Origin of the sequence: Georgenia sp. TF02-10 (assembly GCF_022759505.1) — a bacterium.
In the GTDB taxonomy this organism is placed as follows: domain Bacteria; phylum Actinomycetota; class Actinomycetes; order Actinomycetales; family Actinomycetaceae; genus TF02-10.
In genome coordinates this window covers 2,039,437-2,055,493 of the sequence record NZ_CP094289.1, presented here as the reverse complement: position 1 = coordinate 2,055,493, position 16,057 = coordinate 2,039,437, and the positions used below count along the sequence as shown (strand labels likewise).

Annotated in this window: 13 protein-coding genes; 11 read left to right on the top strand and 2 right to left on the bottom strand. The window is 77.0% G+C overall.

From position 1 onward, the window contains the following. The first annotated feature begins 51 nt into the window (after positions 1 to 51). The 6 genes from pyrF to metK all read left to right on the top strand — a co-directional run bounded on the left by pyrF (position 52) and on the right by metK (position 5,909). Positions 52 to 903: an orotidine-5'-phosphate decarboxylase gene (pyrF, locus tag MF406_RS09270; protein ID WP_242892261.1), complete on the top strand. Its 852-nt coding sequence runs from the start codon at positions 52 to 54 to the stop codon at positions 901 to 903. Positions 904 to 1,538: 635 nt separating this feature from the next. Beyond that, a complete protein-coding gene (mihF, locus tag MF406_RS09265; protein ID WP_242892258.1) occupies positions 1,539 to 1,850 on the top strand; it encodes an integration host factor, actinobacterial type in 312 nt (103 codons plus the stop codon). Between the two features lie 449 nt (positions 1,851 to 2,299). Further along, a complete protein-coding gene (gmk, locus tag MF406_RS09260; protein ID WP_242892255.1) occupies positions 2,300 to 2,902 on the top strand; it encodes a guanylate kinase in 603 nt (200 codons plus the stop codon). Positions 2,903 to 3,148: 246 nt separating this feature from the next. Beyond that, a complete protein-coding gene (rpoZ, locus tag MF406_RS09255) occupies positions 3,149 to 3,412 on the top strand; it encodes a DNA-directed RNA polymerase subunit omega (protein ID WP_242892253.1) in 264 nt (87 codons plus the stop codon). A 62-nt stretch (positions 3,413 to 3,474) separates the two neighbouring features. Next, a complete protein-coding gene (gene coaBC, locus MF406_RS09250; RefSeq protein WP_242897749.1) occupies positions 3,475 to 4,695 on the top strand; it encodes a bifunctional phosphopantothenoylcysteine decarboxylase/phosphopantothenate--cysteine ligase CoaBC in 1,221 nt (406 codons plus the stop codon). Then, positions 4,692 to 5,909, top strand: a complete 1,218-nt coding sequence (metK, locus tag MF406_RS09245) for a methionine adenosyltransferase (protein WP_242892240.1) — start codon at positions 4,692 to 4,694, stop codon at positions 5,907 to 5,909. Before coaBC ends, metK begins: the two co-directional genes overlap by 4 nt. A gap of 139 nt (positions 5,910 to 6,048) precedes the next feature. Here metK and MF406_RS09240 read toward each other — a convergent pair whose 3' ends face one another. Further along, entirely contained in the window at positions 6,049 to 7,722 is a 1,674-nt protein-coding gene (locus tag MF406_RS09240; RefSeq protein ID WP_305852947.1) for an HNH endonuclease signature motif containing protein, read from the bottom strand. Between the two features lie 718 nt (positions 7,723 to 8,440). After that, positions 8,441 to 9,055, bottom strand: a complete 615-nt coding sequence (locus tag MF406_RS09235; RefSeq protein ID WP_242892220.1) for a CGNR zinc finger domain-containing protein — start codon at positions 9,053 to 9,055, stop codon at positions 8,441 to 8,443. Positions 9,056 to 9,310: 255 nt separating this feature from the next. Between MF406_RS09235 and MF406_RS09230 the strand changes: the two genes are divergently transcribed. From MF406_RS09230 to MF406_RS09210, 5 genes are all read left to right on the top strand, one after another. Beyond that, positions 9,311 to 10,708: an MFS transporter gene (locus tag MF406_RS09230; RefSeq protein ID WP_242892215.1), complete on the top strand. Its 1,398-nt coding sequence runs from the start codon at positions 9,311 to 9,313 to the stop codon at positions 10,706 to 10,708. 118 nt (positions 10,709 to 10,826) lie between these two features. After that, entirely contained in the window at positions 10,827 to 12,848 is a 2,022-nt protein-coding gene (locus MF406_RS09225) for a primosomal protein N' (RefSeq protein WP_242892213.1), read from the top strand. 94 nt (positions 12,849 to 12,942) lie between these two features. Next, positions 12,943 to 13,569 (top strand): HAD family phosphatase, encoded by a 627-nt coding sequence (locus MF406_RS09220; protein WP_242892211.1) that lies wholly within the window; start codon positions 12,943 to 12,945, stop codon positions 13,567 to 13,569. A gap of 11 nt (positions 13,570 to 13,580) precedes the next feature. Continuing rightward, positions 13,581 to 14,510: a methionyl-tRNA formyltransferase gene (gene fmt, locus MF406_RS09215; RefSeq protein WP_242892209.1), complete on the top strand. Its 930-nt coding sequence runs from the start codon at positions 13,581 to 13,583 to the stop codon at positions 14,508 to 14,510. Then, complete coding sequence (locus MF406_RS09210) at positions 14,507 to 16,042, top strand: RsmB/NOP family class I SAM-dependent RNA methyltransferase (protein WP_256463881.1); 1,536 nt, start codon at positions 14,507 to 14,509, stop codon at positions 16,040 to 16,042. Before fmt ends, MF406_RS09210 begins: the two co-directional genes overlap by 4 nt. The last annotated feature ends 15 nt before the right edge of the window (positions 16,043 to 16,057 follow it).

Here is a 16,057-nt window from a genome sequence, read left to right as displayed (position 1 = left end):
CACGTTCCGGCGCCCGCCGACGGCGCACCGCGCAACGATCGGAGACTGCCCATGACGCCCCCTGCACCGTTCGGCGACCGGCTCGCCGACGCGATGGACGCCCACGGCCCGGTCTGCGTGGGCATCGACCCGCACCCCGGCCTGCTGGCCGACTGGGGGCTGCCCGACGACGCCGCCGGGCTGCGCACCTTCGCCCTGACCGTGGTCGACGCCCTCGGCGGGCACGTCGCAGCGCTCAAGCCGCAGGCTGCGTTCTTCGAGCGGCACGGCGCCGACGGTGTCCGGGTGCTGGAGGAGGTGCTCGCCGCCGCCCGCGCCGCGGGCACCCTCACCATCCTCGACGTCAAGCGCGGGGACGTCGGCTCCACCATGGCCGGCTACGCCGACGCCTACCTCCGCCCCGGCGCCCCGCTCGCGGCCGACGCCATCACGGTCTCGCCCTACCTCGGCTTCGGGTCCCTGCGCCCGGCGCTGGACCTCGCCCGGGCGGAGGGCCGTGGCGTCTTCGTCCTCGCCCTGACCTCCAACCCGGAGGGCGCGACGGTGCAGCACGCCACCGGCCCGGCGGGCCCGGTGGCCCGGCAGATGGTCGACGGCGTCCGCGCCGCCAACGCCGCGGCGCCGGGGGAGCGGCTGGGGTCCGTCGGGCTTGTGGTCGGCGCCACCGTCGGCTCGACCGTCGCCGACCTCGGCCTGGACCTCGCCGGAGCAGGCGGGCCGCTGCTCGCGCCGGGCGTGGGCGCGCAGGGCGCCGGTGCCGACGAGCTCGCGCGCGTGTTTGGCCCGGCCCGCCGGCAGGTGCTCGCCCACGTGTCCCGAAGCGTACTGGGGGCCGGTCCCACCGGCCTGCGCGCGGCGGTGGACCGAGGCGTCGCCGAGGCCCGGGCGGCTCTCGACCGCTGACCCGCCTGCCGCACGGTGTACCCAGCCGTCCCGCGCCGGGGAACCGAACCGGCCCACGGGGACCCAGCCGTCCAGCGGGCGGCGACCTACGAAGTGGCGGAAAAGTAATACAAATGTGCGACCGTGCCGGCGATGTCGCCGGAAGAGCGATGGCACACCGGTCACCGCGCACCTTTGCGCTAATTCTCCGACAGTCACGCCTTCCTATTGCCGGCGCCGGCCCTCCTGGCTGCCCAGATGCGAACCACACCTGCATCAGCAGCACCAGTGGCCCCCCTCGCCGGGCAGCAGCGGCAGGCACCTGGCGGTCACATCGCCGTCCCGCTGCCGCCGGCGGCACCACCTCCGCCGTCCCCACCGGCCCAGTCGGACGGTAAGACCGCAGGTCCGAGCGCCGCTGCCCCGGCCGGCGCTGGGCACTGTCCAACGCTGCGGCACCGACCGGCACCGAGGAGCGCCTGACGGACCCGTCCGGGCCGGCGCCTACGGGCCCGTCCGGGCCGGCGCCTGGGAGCCCGTCCCGTCGCCCCTGGCCACGCTGGCCCGAGGGGCCGGAGGCCCGTTGCCGGTGACCGGTTGAATCGCTACCGTCGTGCCACCATGCGGTTTCCCTTCCACACGCCGAGGTGACTTCCGTGCCCCTGCCACCGTTGACCCCCGAGCAGCGTTCCCAAGCCCTGGCGAAAGCAGCGGCTGCCCGCGCCACCCGCGCCGAAGTGAAGAACAAGCTCAAGTACAACCAGGTCAGCCTCTCCGAGGTCCTGCAGTCGGCCAAGGACGACGACGCCCTGGGCAAGCTGAAGGTGGTCTCCCTCCTGGAGTCCCTGCCCGGAGTCGGCAAGGCGAAGGCACGCAACCTCATGGCGGAGTTCGGCATCTCCGAGGCGCGCCGGGTCCGTGGCCTGGGGCCGCACCAGACGGCCGCCCTGGTGGAGCGGTTCGGCTGACCGCCCCCCTCTCCGAGGCCCTGCACCGGGAACGGGGGCGCGGACGGGCCCGTCTCGGAGGCCCCGCACCAGAGCAACGAGTCCGCCGGCGAGGCTGCCTGCGGAGGCCCGCATCGGGACCGAGTCCCGCCGGCGAACCACGGACGCCGCCGGCGGCCGCCGTCGCCGTCGCTTCACCGACCTCGCCGTCGCCGTCGCTTCACCGACCTCGCCGTCGCCGTCGCTGTCACTCGCCGTCGGTAGCCGACCTCGTCGGTCGCCGTCAGTCGTCGTCCGTCGCCGTCAGTCGTCGCCGTCGCCGTCGGCGTCAGTCATCAGCGCCGTTGGTCGCGGTCGCCGTCGCCGTCAGTCATCACCGCCGTCGGCCGCCGTCGCCGTCGGCCGGCCTGGACGCCGTCGGCGTCCAGCCGCCGGGGGACCACGGTGACCGGCCCTGGCAGGATGGCGGCATGACGGACCCCGCCCCCGACACCATGGCAGCGGTCTCCGCCTCGCCCGCGCGCCTGACCGTCCTGTCCGGCCCCACCGCCGTCGGCAAGGGCACGATCATGGCCGAGATGCGGCGGCGGCGGCCCGACCTGTGGATCTCCGTCTCCGCCACCACCCGGCCCCGGCGGCCCGGCGAGGTCGACGGGCTGCACTACCACTTCCTCACCGACGCCCAGTTCGACGAGGCCGTCGCCAAGGGCTGCATGCTGGAGTGGGCGGTCGTGCACGGCCGGCACCGGTACGGCACCCCCCGGCAGCCGCTGGAGCGCGAGCTCGCCGCCGGCCGGCCCGTCTTCCTCGAGCTCGACCTCCAGGGGGCCCGCCAGGTCCGGGCCGCGATGCCCGACGCCCAGTTCGTCTTCCTCGCCCCGCCGAGCTTCGCCGAGCTCGAGCGCCGGCTCGTCCACCGCGGCACCGAGGGGCCGGAGGAACGGGCCCGCCGGCTGCTCACCGCCCGCGAGGAGCTCGCCGCGGTCACCGAGTTCGACCACGTCGTCGTCAACGACGACGTCGCCCGGGCCACCGACGAGGTGCTGGCGCTGATGGGCCTGCCCGCGCGCTGAGCGGATCGCCGACGGCGCGTCGTCGTCCGAACCTACGAGGCCGCCGACGACGGACCCGCCGCCCGGGCACGCCTGGCCCGCCGAGGCATCGCAGCGCGCTCCGCATGGCCCGCCCGGCCCGCCCGGGCACGGCCAGCCGGTCCACGCCGCAGCAGGGTACGATGGCATGTCGCACGCGCCCGCACGCCGGCCCCTCGTCCGGCCCGGCACCGGCCGCCCCGCCGCACCCGTCCAGAAGAAGGTCACATGTACGGAACCGTCGCCGCCCCCGAGGGCATCACCGACCCGCCGATCGACGAGCTGCTCGAGAAGGTGGACAACAAGTACGCGCTGGTGATCTACGCCGCCAAGCGCGCGCGGCAGATCAACACCTACAACGCCCAGCTCCAGGAGGGCCTGCTGGAGTTCGTCGGGCCGCTCGTGCCCGCCGCCCAGGAGGACAAGCCGCTGTCCATCGCCATGCGCGAGATCAACGAGGGCATGCTCACCCTCACCCGCACCGAGGACTGACCGACGCGGGCATGACCGGCACCACCACGCGCGCCGCCGAGACCCCGGGGTCCGGCGGCGCGCTGCGCATCGTCCTCGGCGTCACCGGCGGCATCGCGGCCTACAAGGCCGCCTACCTGCTGCGGCTGTTCCGCGAGGCCGGGCACCGCGTCCGGGTCGTGCCCACCGAGGCGGCCCTGGCGATGGTCGGCCGGCCGACCTGGGAGGCGCTGTCCGGCGAGCCGGTCCGCACCGGCGTCTTCGACGACGCCGAGCACGTGGACCACGTGGCGCTGGGCCGCTCCGCCGACCTCGTGGTGGTCGCCCCGGCCACCGCGCACCTGCTCGCGCGGGCCGCGGCCGGCCTCGCCGACGACCTGCTCACCGCCACCCTGCTCACCGCCACCTGCCCGGTCCTCCTCGCCCCCGCGATGCACACCGAGATGTGGCGCCACCCGGCCACCGTCGCCAACGTCGCCACCCTGCGCGGCCGGGGCGTGCACGTCCTGGACCCGGCCACCGGCCGGCTCACCGGCGCCGACACCGGGGCCGGCCGGCTGCCCGAGCCCGCCGAGATCGCCGCCGCCGCGCTCGCCCTGGTCCGCGACCGCGACCTGGCCGGCCGGCGCGTGGTCGTCTCCGCCGGCGGGACCCGGGAGCCCCTGGACCCGGTCCGGTTCCTCGGCAACCGCTCCACCGGCCGGCAGGGCGCCGCCATCGCCGCCGCGGCCGCCGCCCGCGGCGCCGCCGTGACGCTCGTCGCCGCCAACGTCGACGCCGTCGTCCTTCCCGGCGGCGGCGTCACCGTGGTGCCGGTGGAGACCACCGCCGAGCTGCGCGCGGCGGTGCGCGCCGCGGCCGCCGCCGCGGACGCCGTCGTCATGGCGGCCGCCGTCGCCGACTTCCGGCCCGCCGCGGCCAGCGAGCACAAGATCAAGAAGACCGCCGGCGCCGGGCCGGCCCCCATCGCGCTGGTGGAGAACCCGGACATCCTCGCCGAGCTCGCCGCCGCGCCGCTGGCGGCGGGGCAGGTCGTCGTCGGGTTCGCCGCGGAGACCGGCGACGACGCCGGGGACGTGCTCGCGCACGGGCGGGAGAAGGCCCGGCGCAAGGGGGCGGACCTGCTCGTCGTCAACGAGGTCGGCACCGCCGTCGGCTTCGGCGACGTGCCGAACGCGGTGACCGTCCTGGACCGGGCCGGGGACGTCGTCGCCCGCGCCGCCGGGACGAAGGCCGAGGTCGCGGACGCGGTGTGGGACGCGGTGCTCGGGGTGTGGGACCGGGCGACTACGATCTCTGGGTGACCCGCCCCGCCCGCCTGCGCCAGTTCACGTCCGAGTCGGTGACGGAGGGGCACCCGGACAAGGTCTGCGACCGCATCTCCGACGCCATCCTCGACGCCATCCTGGAGCAGGACCCCGAGGCCCGGGTGGCGGTGGAGACGATGGTGACCACCGGCCTCGTGCACGTGGTGGGGGAGGTGTCCACCTCCGCCTACGTGGAGATCCCGCAGATCGTCCGGGACGAGGTCACCCGGATCGGGTACACCTCCTCGGCCATCGGGTTCGACGGACGCTCGTGCGGGGTGTCGACGTCGATCGGGCAGCAGTCCCCGGACATCGACGCCGGGGTGAGCAAGTCCCTGGAGAACCGCGACGACGCCGGCGCGCACGACGACCTCGACAGGCTCGGCGCGGGGGACCAGGGCCTGATGTTCGGGTTCGCCTGCGAGGAGACGCCGGCGCTGATGCCGCTGCCGATCCACCTCGCCCACCGGCTCGCCGAGCGGCTCACCGCGGTGCGGAAGCAGGGGGTGGTGCCGGGCCTGCGGCCGGACGGCAAGACGCAGGTGACCATCGGCTACGACGGCGACCGGGCGGTGAGCCTGGACGCGGTGGTGGTCTCCGCCCAGCACGACGACGCGGTGGACCTGCGCTGGCTGCACCGGGCGGTGGCCGCGGAGGTGGTGCGACCGGTGCTCGCCGAGGCCGGCGTGGACCTGCGCACCGCCGACACCGAGCTGCTGGTCAACCCGGCCGGGCGGTTCGTCGTCGGCGGGCCGATGGGTGACGCCGGCCTGACCGGGCGGAAGATCATCGTGGACACCTACGGCGGGATGGCCCGGCACGGCGGCGGCGCGTTCTCCGGGAAGGACCCCTCGAAGGTGGACCGGTCGGCCTCGTACGCGATGCGCTGGGTTGCCAAGAACGTCGTCGCCGCCGGGCTCGCGCGCCGGTGCGAGGTGCAGGTGGCCTACGCCATCGGCAAGGCGAACCCGGTGGGCCTGTTCGTCGAGACGTTCGGCACCGAGACGGTGCCGGTGGAGCGGATCCTGGCCGCCATCCGGGAGGTCTTCGACCTGCGCCCGGCCGCGATCATTCAGGACCTGGACCTGCTGCGGCCGATCTACCGGCACACCTCCGCCTACGGCCACTTCGGCCGGCAGCTGCCCGAGTTCACCTGGGAGCGCACCGACCGCGCCGACGCCCTCGCCGCGGCGGCCGGGGCCGTCGGCTGAGCTCTCGGCCTCGCAGACGTTGCCCACCGAGAGGGAGCCCGCCGAGGGCGGCCGCTGACGGCGGGGGCATCGCCGTCGCCCGCCCGCGCGCCCGCTCGAGACGTCACGATGTCGACTGCTCAGCAGGGCCGGCGACCGGTCAGGTGACGGCGGGGTCGTCCCAGAGCATGGGTTCGGCGCTGGTGCTCGCCTGGTGAGGCCGAGCGGAGTCGGTGGCGCGCGGGTCTGGGCCGGCCCGCCCGCCGGGTCCGGGGCTGGTGGGCAGGGCTGTCCCCTGAGCATCGGGTTGACCTCTGGAGCCGTCCGGTAACCCGCCCGGTCCGCCCGGCGCGAGGCCCGGTCTGCCGTCAACGCGGGTAGGCGGGTCGGGCGCACGGCCCCGGGGGTTGTTCAGGGGGTCGGTGAGGTGCTGGCGGGTGCCGGTCAGGTCCGGGGTGTACCCGTCGGCGACCGGTGCCCGTCGGGTCGAGCGCGGCCCCCTTGGGGGGTGCGGGCTGGTGCCGATCAGGTGCCCGTCGCGGTGGTAGAAGGCGAACCCCTCCCCGCCGGGGACCACCAGCACGTGCTGGGCGTGCAGCACGTGGTGGTGGAAGGAGCACAGGGTCATCCCGTTGGCCACCGACGTCGCCCCGCCGTGGGACCACCACCGCACGTGGTGCACCTCGCACCACGACGCCCGGACGGTGCACCCGGGCCACCGGCAGCGCCGGTCCCGGGTCGTCACCGCCCGCCGCAGCTCACCGGTGTAGGTCCGCTGGCTCTGCCCCACGTCCAGCACCACCGAGGCGGCGTCCAGCACCACCCGGGTGGCCTCGCAGTCGCACAGCAGCCGGCCCAGCTCCCCCAGCGGGACCACCGTGCCGTCCTCCAGCTCACCCGGGGCCACGTCCGGCAACCCCACCACCGCCGGCAGCGCGGGCCGCACCCTCACACACCCGGTGTCGTCGTCTTCGTGGTGGGGGGTGGTCAGGCCGAACGCGGCGCCCTGGTCGGCGGCCTCCTGCGCCCGCCGGTGCGCGGTGGTGGCGGCCCAGGTCTCCTCCTGGACCACCACCGCCAGGTGCGGACGGACCTGGGCACCGTTGAGGTCCGCCCCGACCTGCAGCACCCGGGAGGCCATCGTCACCAACGCATCAGCCAGCCGCTGCTCCCTCGTGCGGGTGTCCTCCTTGCCCGGCACCCCGACGATGGCGTCCAGCGCGGTCGCCACCACCGCCCCGGACACCGGGTCCAGCACCCACTGCCCCGTCGCCGCCCCGCCGCTGCGCCGGGTCGTCACCGACCTCCGCTGCCACACCGCCTCGAAGTCCGCCTGCGCCGCCGCCGCGTCGATCTGGGCGGCGACCCTGCGCGCCTCCCGCGCCAGGTCCGGGGCGGACAGGCCCTTGCCCTTCTCCACCAGCTCGGCCCCCACGTCCCCCGACAGCGCCTCCTTCACCGGGCCGGAGGCGCCCTGGCGGACCCGGGCCAGCGCCTTCGCGTGCTCCAGCCCCAGCTCACCCCGAGCGACCGCGTCCTGCAGGGCCGGGATCTCCGCCATCCCCTCCGCGACCACGAGCTCCCCGGTCGCCGCGCCCCGCCCACCACCGGTGGTCCGCGAGCGCCAGTCCGCAAAGTCCCGGTCCTGCCCCGTCCCCCAACCCCCGTCCTCCCGGTGCGCCAGCAGCACCTGCCCCCGGTACACCGTCAGGTCCCTGATCACCGCGTCCAGCCCGCCGATCACCCCCACCCGCACCGCCTGCCCCCACCCGCCGGCGCCCGAGGCCGGCGCCCCCGATGACAGGGCGGCCACCGCCTCAGCGACCAGTCCCACCAGCACATCCGGAGCCGGCACAGCGGGCGAGGGCGCTGCAGCCGGCGAGGCGGCAGCGGGGGCGGCGGGCGAGGGCACACCCGACGGGGCCGGCGGCACCGACGTCATCGTCGTCGTCATCGCCACCACCCCTCCCCGCACCCGTGCCGTCGAGCCTCTCATCGAACGCTTGTACCGAGGCTAGCGCGAGGCTCCGACACGACCGCCCGCCCTCCACAGACCCACCCAGCCCGCAGCTTGAGGAGAAGTTCTGTGCACGAGCAGGCAGGGCGCCACTACCGGCCACCGACGTCGCCGCTGCGCCCGCCAGGGCCGCCAACCCCTTGGCGGGCGGCAACGCGGAAGCCACACTCGGCGGCGAGGTCACCAGCGACAGCGGCACGGACGTCGTCGCCGTCGTCATCACCACCACCCCTCCCCAGCACCCGTGCCGTCGAGCTTCTCATCGAACGCCTGTGCTAGAGTTAGCGCCCGGGACCGACACGGCGGCCCGTCTTCCACAGCCCCACCCAGCTCGTCCCTCACGGAGAACCGCTGTGCACGAACAGGTCAGAGCGCACCACGGTGGACAGCGCGGATTGGGCACCAGCACCGCCGAGACGGGCACGACCGCCACCAGGACGGCCGGGCCACGACCGTCACCACCGGCCGCGGAAGGACATCACGCGCACGCCATGCCCAGCGCCAACCCGGTCGGCGGCCGCTACGCCGCCGGGGGTCAGCGATCGCGGCGGCGGTCCCGGTAGGTCGCCATCTTGGTGCGCGCCCCGCAGATGCCCATGGCGCACCAGGTGCTGCCCCGGTTGCGTGAGGAGTCGTAGAACACCCAGCGGCACACGTCGCGCCGGCACGCCTTCAGCCGCGTCAGCTGGGCCGGGTCCGCCCGGACGAGGACGACGGCAATCTCGGTGAGCGCGGCCCGGACCGGGGAGTCCGACGACGGCGCGGTTCCCACGACGCCTCCGGTGACCGTCATGCGTACCGGCAGCTGCGCCAAGGCCCGCTCCAGCCGACGTTCATTCTTGACGTCGTCCGGGTCGGTGGGGCCGGCGTCCGGCCCGTCGTTGTGGCTGAGGAAGAGGCCCCGCAGCCCCTCCCGCAGATCCAGCGCGAGGGCGATGTCGTCCGGCCCGGCGGGTGCCCGCGCGTCCAGCAGGTCGTAGCTGGCCAGCCACTGCACGAGGTCGCCGGGACTCTGCAGGGCGTCCGCACCGGCCTCGCGGTCGGCGGTGTTGACGAAGACCTGAGCCAGGCGCAGCGGAGGCGGAGCCGGGGCTCGCCCTCCGGGCTCGGGATAGCCGCTGTCCGCCGGCACGCGTCCGTTACCGGTCATTTGAAATCATCGGTAACGTCTCGGCCGAGGGGGCCGATGACCACGAGGAGGGGCCGTGCGCCTACCCCACGAAGCACCCACCGATGCCGCGACGGCAGCGGGCACCCGGGGAGGCCAGGGCACGGACGGCGTCGCCTTCCAGGCACCCGCCCCACTCGCCTCGACTCCGCTCGGTACGCTCACCCCTCCAGTCTGGCCCAGTGCGGCCCCGCTCGGCCCCGGCGGGACGCCATGAGCCGCCAGGGGAGCGGGCGGGTGGGCAGCCGGGCAAGCGGCCAGCGGAACAGCCCGGCAAGCGACCAACGAAGCAACCACGCAAGCGAGCAGCGGGGCGGCCGGCTGCGCGACCCGAGCTGGACCCTCCTCCGCGGCGACCGCAGCTTCCGTCACTACTGGCTGGGCCAGTCCGCGGCGAGCGCCGGCGCGCAGTTCACCACGGTCGCCATCCCGCTGGTCACGGCCATCGCCCTAGACGCCGGACCCGCGGCGGTCAGCCTCGTCGCCACCGCCGGCACCCTGCCCTACCTGCTCTTCGCCCTGCTGGCCGGGCACCTGCTGCACGGGCGTGACCAGAAGCGCTCGATGATCGCCACCGACCTGCTCCAGGCGCTCCTGCTGGCCCAGATCCCCCTGGCCTGGGTCGGTGGCTGGCTCACCGTGCCGCTGCTGGCCGCCATCACCTTCGCCAGCGGCTGCTGCGCCCTGGTCTTCGGCCTGTCCGCCTTCGCCTTCGTCCCCGCCCTGGTCCGAGACGTCCACCTGGCCGCCGCCAACCGCGCCGTGCAGGGCAGCCGAACCGTCACCGAGATCAGCGGCCCCGGCCTGGCCGGTCTGCTCATCTCCGCCGCCGGCGCCCCCGCAGCAGTGATCGTCACCGCCGTCGGCCACCTCGCCTCCGCGCTCGGCGTCGCCACCAGCCACCCCCGCGAACGCCTCGCGGTCTCCACCGACGCCGCGCCCGGCGCCCACAGCCGCGGCTCGAGCACCAGCGGGCGGCTACCGATCCTGACCGGGCTGCGGATCCTGTTCACCCAGCCTCACCTGCGCGCGTTGACCATCCACGCCGCGACCTACAACGCCACCGAACAGGTCCTGGTCCTGAACCTGATCCTGTGGGCCGTGCGCCAGCAGGACGTCGACCCCGGCGCCTACGGCCTCGCGCTGGCCGCGGCCGGGGTCGGTGGGCTGGTGGGCACCCTGACGGCGCTGCGCCTGGCCGACCGGTGCGGCCTTGGTCGCGCCTTCGCGCTCTCGCTGCTGGCCTCGTGCCTGGTCCCGGTGCTACTGCCCGCCTGGCCGCTCACCGGCTGGGCCCTGGCCGCCGTCGTCGCCGCGGTCATGCTGGTGCGCGGGGTCGGGGAGGGCAACGCGAACGTCTACTCCGTCACCATGCGCCAGCAGCTCATCCCGCGCGAGGAGCTCACCCGCTCCGCCGGCGCCTACACCCAGGTCATGTACGGCTCGATCCCGCTGGGCGCCGCGCTGGCCGGGGTGGTGGGGGAGTCCCTCGGGGCCCGCACCGGCGTCCTGCTCGGCGCGATCGGTCTGGTCGTCTCCGCCGTCCCGATGCTGACCCCGACGTTCCTGCGGCTGCGGAGCACCACGACCGCCGCGGCCGCCGGGAGCGCCGCGGGCGCCGCGGGGACCGCGTGAGGACCCCGGGGACCGCCGGAAGCACGCCGGGGACCGCCCGGGTAGCCGACCACCGGCCGCGGCCGCACCCGCGGCACCCGCGCAGAGCCGTGTCGGTGGTCCGTGGTGGGATGAGCCCATGGCACCAGGCGAGCAGGGCACCCTCCTCGCGCGCCCCGCACCGGCCCCGGTCCGGGTGGACGGGCAGGGCGTGCCGGACCCGGTCGCCCGGGTCGCCGTCGACGTGCCGCTGGCCCACCTGGACCACCCCTTCGACTACCTCGTCCCCGCGGACATGGCCGCCACCGCGCTGCCCGGGACCCGGGTCCAGGTCCGTTTCGCCGGCAAGGACCGGCCCGGCTACGTGCTGGAGCGCCGGGCGGACACCGACCACGGCACCTCGCTGACGCCGCTGCGCCGCGCGGTCTCCGCCGTCCCGGTGCTCACCCCGGCGGTGCTCACCGGGGCCCGCGCCGTCGCCGACCGCTACGCCGGCACGCTCATGGACGTCCTGCGCCTCGCCGTCCCGCCCCGCCACGCCGCCACCGAGCGCGCGGTCCTGGCCAGGCCCGCGCCCGTGCCGGCGGACCCGACCGCCCCGGACGGGGAGGCCTGGCGGCCGTACACCGGCGGCCCGGCCTTCCTCCGGCACCTGGCCGACGGCGGCCGCCCGCGGGCCGTCTGGACGGTGCTGCCCGGGCAGGGGCCCCCGGCGTGGGCGGTGCCGGTGGCGCAGGCCGCCCGGGCCGCGCGGGCGGGCGGGCGTGGGGTGCTCGTCGTCGTGCCCACCGGGCGCCAGGTCGCGGCGGTCGCCGCCGCCCTCGCCGCCGAGCTCCCCGGCGAGCCGGTGGCCCAGCTCCTCGCCGGGGACGGCCCGGCCCGGCGCTACCGCAGCTTCCTGCGGGTGCTCACCGGCGCGGTGCGGGTGGTGGTCGGCACGCGCGGCGCCGCGTTCGCCCCCGTGCAGGACCTCGGGCTCGTGGTCTGCTTCGACGACGGCGACGACCGGCTCGCCGAGCCCCGGGCCCCCTACCCGCACGCCCGCCAGGTGCTCGCCCTGCGCGCCGACGTCGAGGGCACGGCCCTGCTGCTGGGCGGGTACGCCCGCACGGTGGAGGCCCAACTGCTGGTCGAGCGCGGCTGGGCCCACCCGGTCCAGGCCCCCCGCCCGGCCGTGCGCCGGGCCGCACCGCTCGTCCAGGCCCCCACCGAGACCGACCTGGCCCGCGAGGGGCCGGCCGGTGCGGCCCGCATCCCCACCCCGGCCTGGCGCCTGGTGAAGGACGCGCTGGCGCGCGGGCCGGTGCTGGTGCAGGTCGCCCGCGGCGGGTACGTCCCGGTGGTCGCCTGCGCCCGCTGCCACGAGCCGGCCCGCTGCCCCGCCTGCCACGGCCCGCTCAACCTCGCCGGGGCGCGGTCGGTGCCCAGCTGCGGCTGGTGCGGGCGGCACGCCCTCACCTGGTCCTGCGCGCAGTGCGAGCACACCGGGCTGCGCGCGACCAGGGTCGGCTCGGGCCGCACCGCCGAGGAGCTCGGCCGCGCGTTCCCCTCCGTGCCGGTGGTGGTCTCCGGGACGAGCGCCGGGCACGGGGTGGTGGAGACCGTGGACGGGCGGGCCCGGCTGGTCGTGGCCACGCCCGGGGCCGAGCCGGTGGCCGAGGGCGGGTACGCCGCCGCGCTGCTGCTCGACGCCGCGGCGCTGACCTCTCGCCCCGAACTGTGGGCGGGGGCCGAGGCGCTGCGCCGGTGGCTCGGTGCCGCGGCCCTGGTCCGGGGGGCGGCCGACGGCGGCCGGGTGCTGCTGCTCGGGCAGCCCGCCCCGGTCCCGGCCCAGGCCCTCGTGCGGTGGGACCCCGCCGGGTTCGCCGCGCGCGAGCTGGCCGAGCGCGAGGAGCTGGCGTTCCCGCCCGCGGTGCGGCTCGCCGCCGTGCAGGGCGACGCCGGTGCGGTCCGGTCGTTCCTGGCGCACCTCGAGCCGGTGCCCGGGATGGTCGTGCTCGGCCCGGTCGAGGTGGGGGAGGGGGTCCGGGCGCTGGTCCGGACCGACCGGCGCCACGGCGCCCAGCTCGCCCGCCACCTGGCCCGCGCCGCCGCCGCGCGCACCGCCCGGAAGGAGGACGGGTCGGTCCGCGTCCAGGTGGACCCGCCGGACCTCTGGTAGGGGCCGGGACGACGGCGGGCGGCCGGACCGCTGCCCGCGGACCACCGCCGGGCCGCGGCGGCCGACCCCCGGCCGAATATGGTGCGATAGTCCCGTGCCAGCCTCGCCGTATCCCACCGTCGTCCTCGACCTCGGCCAGGTGGTGATCGGGTGGGACCCGTACCTGGCCCTCGCCGACCGGATGTCCCGCAGCGAGTGGGAGGCCTTCTCGGCGGCGATCGACTTCCCGGCGGTCAACCGGGACATGGACGCCGGCCTCACCCACGCCGCCGCCCAGGCCCGGGTCGCCCGGGACCATCCCGCACACGCGGACACCTTCACCAGGTACTGCACCAACTTCGCCGCCAGCCTCAGCGGCCCCGTCCCCGGCACCGCCGCCGTGGTCGAGGAGCTGCACGCCGCCGGCGTCCGGCTGCTCGGCCTGACCAACTGGTCCGCCGAGACGTTCCACCACGCCGAGCCGGTGGCACCGGCGATCGGCCTGCTCGACGGGGTCGTGGTCTCCGGGCAGGAGGGCGTGATCAAGCCCGACCCGGCCATCTTCCGGGTCCTGCTCGAGCGCTACGGCCTGGATCCGGCCAGCACCGTCTTCGTGGACGACTCCCCGGCGAACGTGGCGACCGCGGCGGCGCTCGGCCTGCACGCCCGGGTCTTCACCACGGCCGCGACGCTGCGCGCGGACCTCCGGGCCCTCGGCCTGCCGCTGGCGCCCGCCGCCTAGACTCCTCGACCATGCGTCTGCTCTTCGCCGGCACCCCGGAGGCCGCCCTGCCGGCCCTGCGGGCGCTGCTCGGCTCCGACCACGAGGTCGTCGCGGTGCTCACCCGGCCGGACGCCCCGCGCGGGCGCGGCCGGGCGCTGGCGCCCAGCCCGGTCGCCGCGGCCGCCCGCGCCGCCGGCGTGCCCGTGCTGACCCCGCGCACCCTCAGGGACGCCGCGGCGGCGGAGCAGATCCGGGCGCTGGCCGTCGACGCCGCCCCGGTCGTCGCCTACGGCAACCTCATCCCCGCCGACCTCCTCGACGTCCCGGCGCACGGCTGGGTGAACCTGCACTTCTCCCTGCTGCCGGCCTGGCGCGGCGCGGCCCCGGTCCAGCACGCCGTGATCGCCGGGGACGAGATCACCGGCGCGAGCACCTTCCGGATCGAGGCCGGCCTGGACACCGGCCCGGTCTACGGCACCCTCACCGAGCCGGTGCGGCCCCAGGACACTGCCGGGGACCTCCTGGGCCGGCTCGCCGAGGCCGGCGCGGGCCTGCTCCTCGCCACCCTGGACGCCATCGCGGCTGGCACCGCCCGCCCGCAGCCGCAGCCCGCCGACGGCGTCAGCCTCGCCCCGAAGATCACCGTCGACGACGCCCGGGTGCGCTGGGCGGACCCCGCCCTCGCCGTCGACCGCCGCGTCCGGGGCTGCACCCCGGCGCCCGGCGCGTGGACGACGCTGCCCGCCGGTGGCCGGCTGAAGCTGGGCCCGGTGCGCCCGCGCCCGGACGTCACCGACCTGCCGCCCGGACAGGTCCGGGCCGGCAAGCACGAGGTCCTCGTCGGCACCGGCGCGGGCGCCGTCGCCCTGGGCCAGGTCGCCCCAGCCGGGAAGGGCTGGATGCCCGCCGACGCCTGGGCCCGCGGCGCCGGCCCCGACGGGCAGGTGCTGGGCGCGTGAGCCCTGATCGCGCGGGTCGTGGTGAGGGCCCCCACGGCGCGGGTCCCCGCGGCGCGGGTCCCCGCCGCGCCGGTCCCGGGCAGGCGAGCCCCGGCCGGTCCCAGCCGCCGCGGCGCCGCCGGACGGACCCGGCCCGCCGCGCCGCGCTGGACGTCCTGCGTGCGGTCGCCACCTCCGACGCCTACGCCAACCTGGTCCTGCCCGGCCTGCTGCGCGAGCGCGGCGTGACCGGGCGCGACGCCGCCTTCGCCACCGAGCTGGCCTACGGCACCCTGCGGCTGCGGGGCCGCTACGACGCCATCCTGTCCCGCTGCACCCGGGGCCGGGCGCTGGACACCCTGGACCCGGCGGTCCTCGACGTCCTCCGGCTCGGCGCCCACCAGCTCCTCGGCATGCGCGTCCCGGCGCACGCCGCCGTCGCCGAGACCGTCGCGCTGACCCGGGAGGCGGTCGGGCCGGCGCCGACCGGCCTGGTCAACGCCGTGCTGCGCGCGGTCGCCGCCCGCAGCACCGAGGAGTGGCTCGCCGTCGTCGCGGACGAGGTCGACCCGGCCGGCGAGGACGACGTCGCCCGGCTCTCGGCCACCGAGTCCCACCCGCCGTGGGTGACCCGGGCGCTGCGCCAGGCCCTGCTCGCGGACGGCCGCGACGCCGGGGAGCTGGCGGACCTGCTCCGGGCCGACAATGACCCGCCCGGGGTCACCCTGGTGGCGCGTCCCGGGCTGGTCGGCCCGGCGGACCTGGCGGCGAAGGTGGCGGCGCAGACGGGGGAGCGCCCGGCCCCCGGCCGCTGGTCCCCGCGCGCGGTGCTGCTCGGCGGCGGGGACCCGGGCCGGCTGCCGGCGGTGCGGGCGGCGGCCGCCGGGGTGCAGGACGAGGGCTCCCAGCTCGTCGCCCTCGCCCTCGCCGCCGCGCCCGTCCCGGAGCGGGACACCGCCTGGCTGGACCTGTGCGCGGGGCCCGGCGGCAAGGCGGCCCTGCTCGGTGCCCTCGCCGCGCGGCGGGGCGTGACCCTGCTGGCGAACGAGGTGGCTCCGCACCGGGCCGACCTCGTCCGGGCCGCGGTCGCGGCCCTGCCGGCCGGCACCGTCACGGTCCAGGTCGGCGACGGGCGGGCGGTCGGCCCGGCGCACCCGGGCGCCTTCGACCGGGTGCTGGTGGATGCCCCGTGCACCGGCCTGGGCGCGCTGCGCCGCCGCCCCGAGGCACGCTGGCGGCGCACCCCGGCGGACCTGGCGGGGCTCGGCGCGCTCCAGCGCGAGCTGCTCGGCGCCGCCCTGGACGCCACCCGGCCGGGCGGCGTGGTGGCCTACGCCACCTGCTCTCCGCACCTGGCCGAGACCCGCACCGTGGTGACGGACGTGACCGGCCGCCGCGGCGACGTCGAGGTCCTCGACGCGGCCGCCGTCGTCCAGGAGGTCGGCCGGCGGCCGTTGCCGGGGCTGGCCGGGCCGTTCGTCCAGCTCTGGCCGCACCTGCACGGCACGGACGCGATGTTCCTGGCGCTGCTCCGGCGGCGCTCAGCACCGTGACCGGACCGCCCTGAC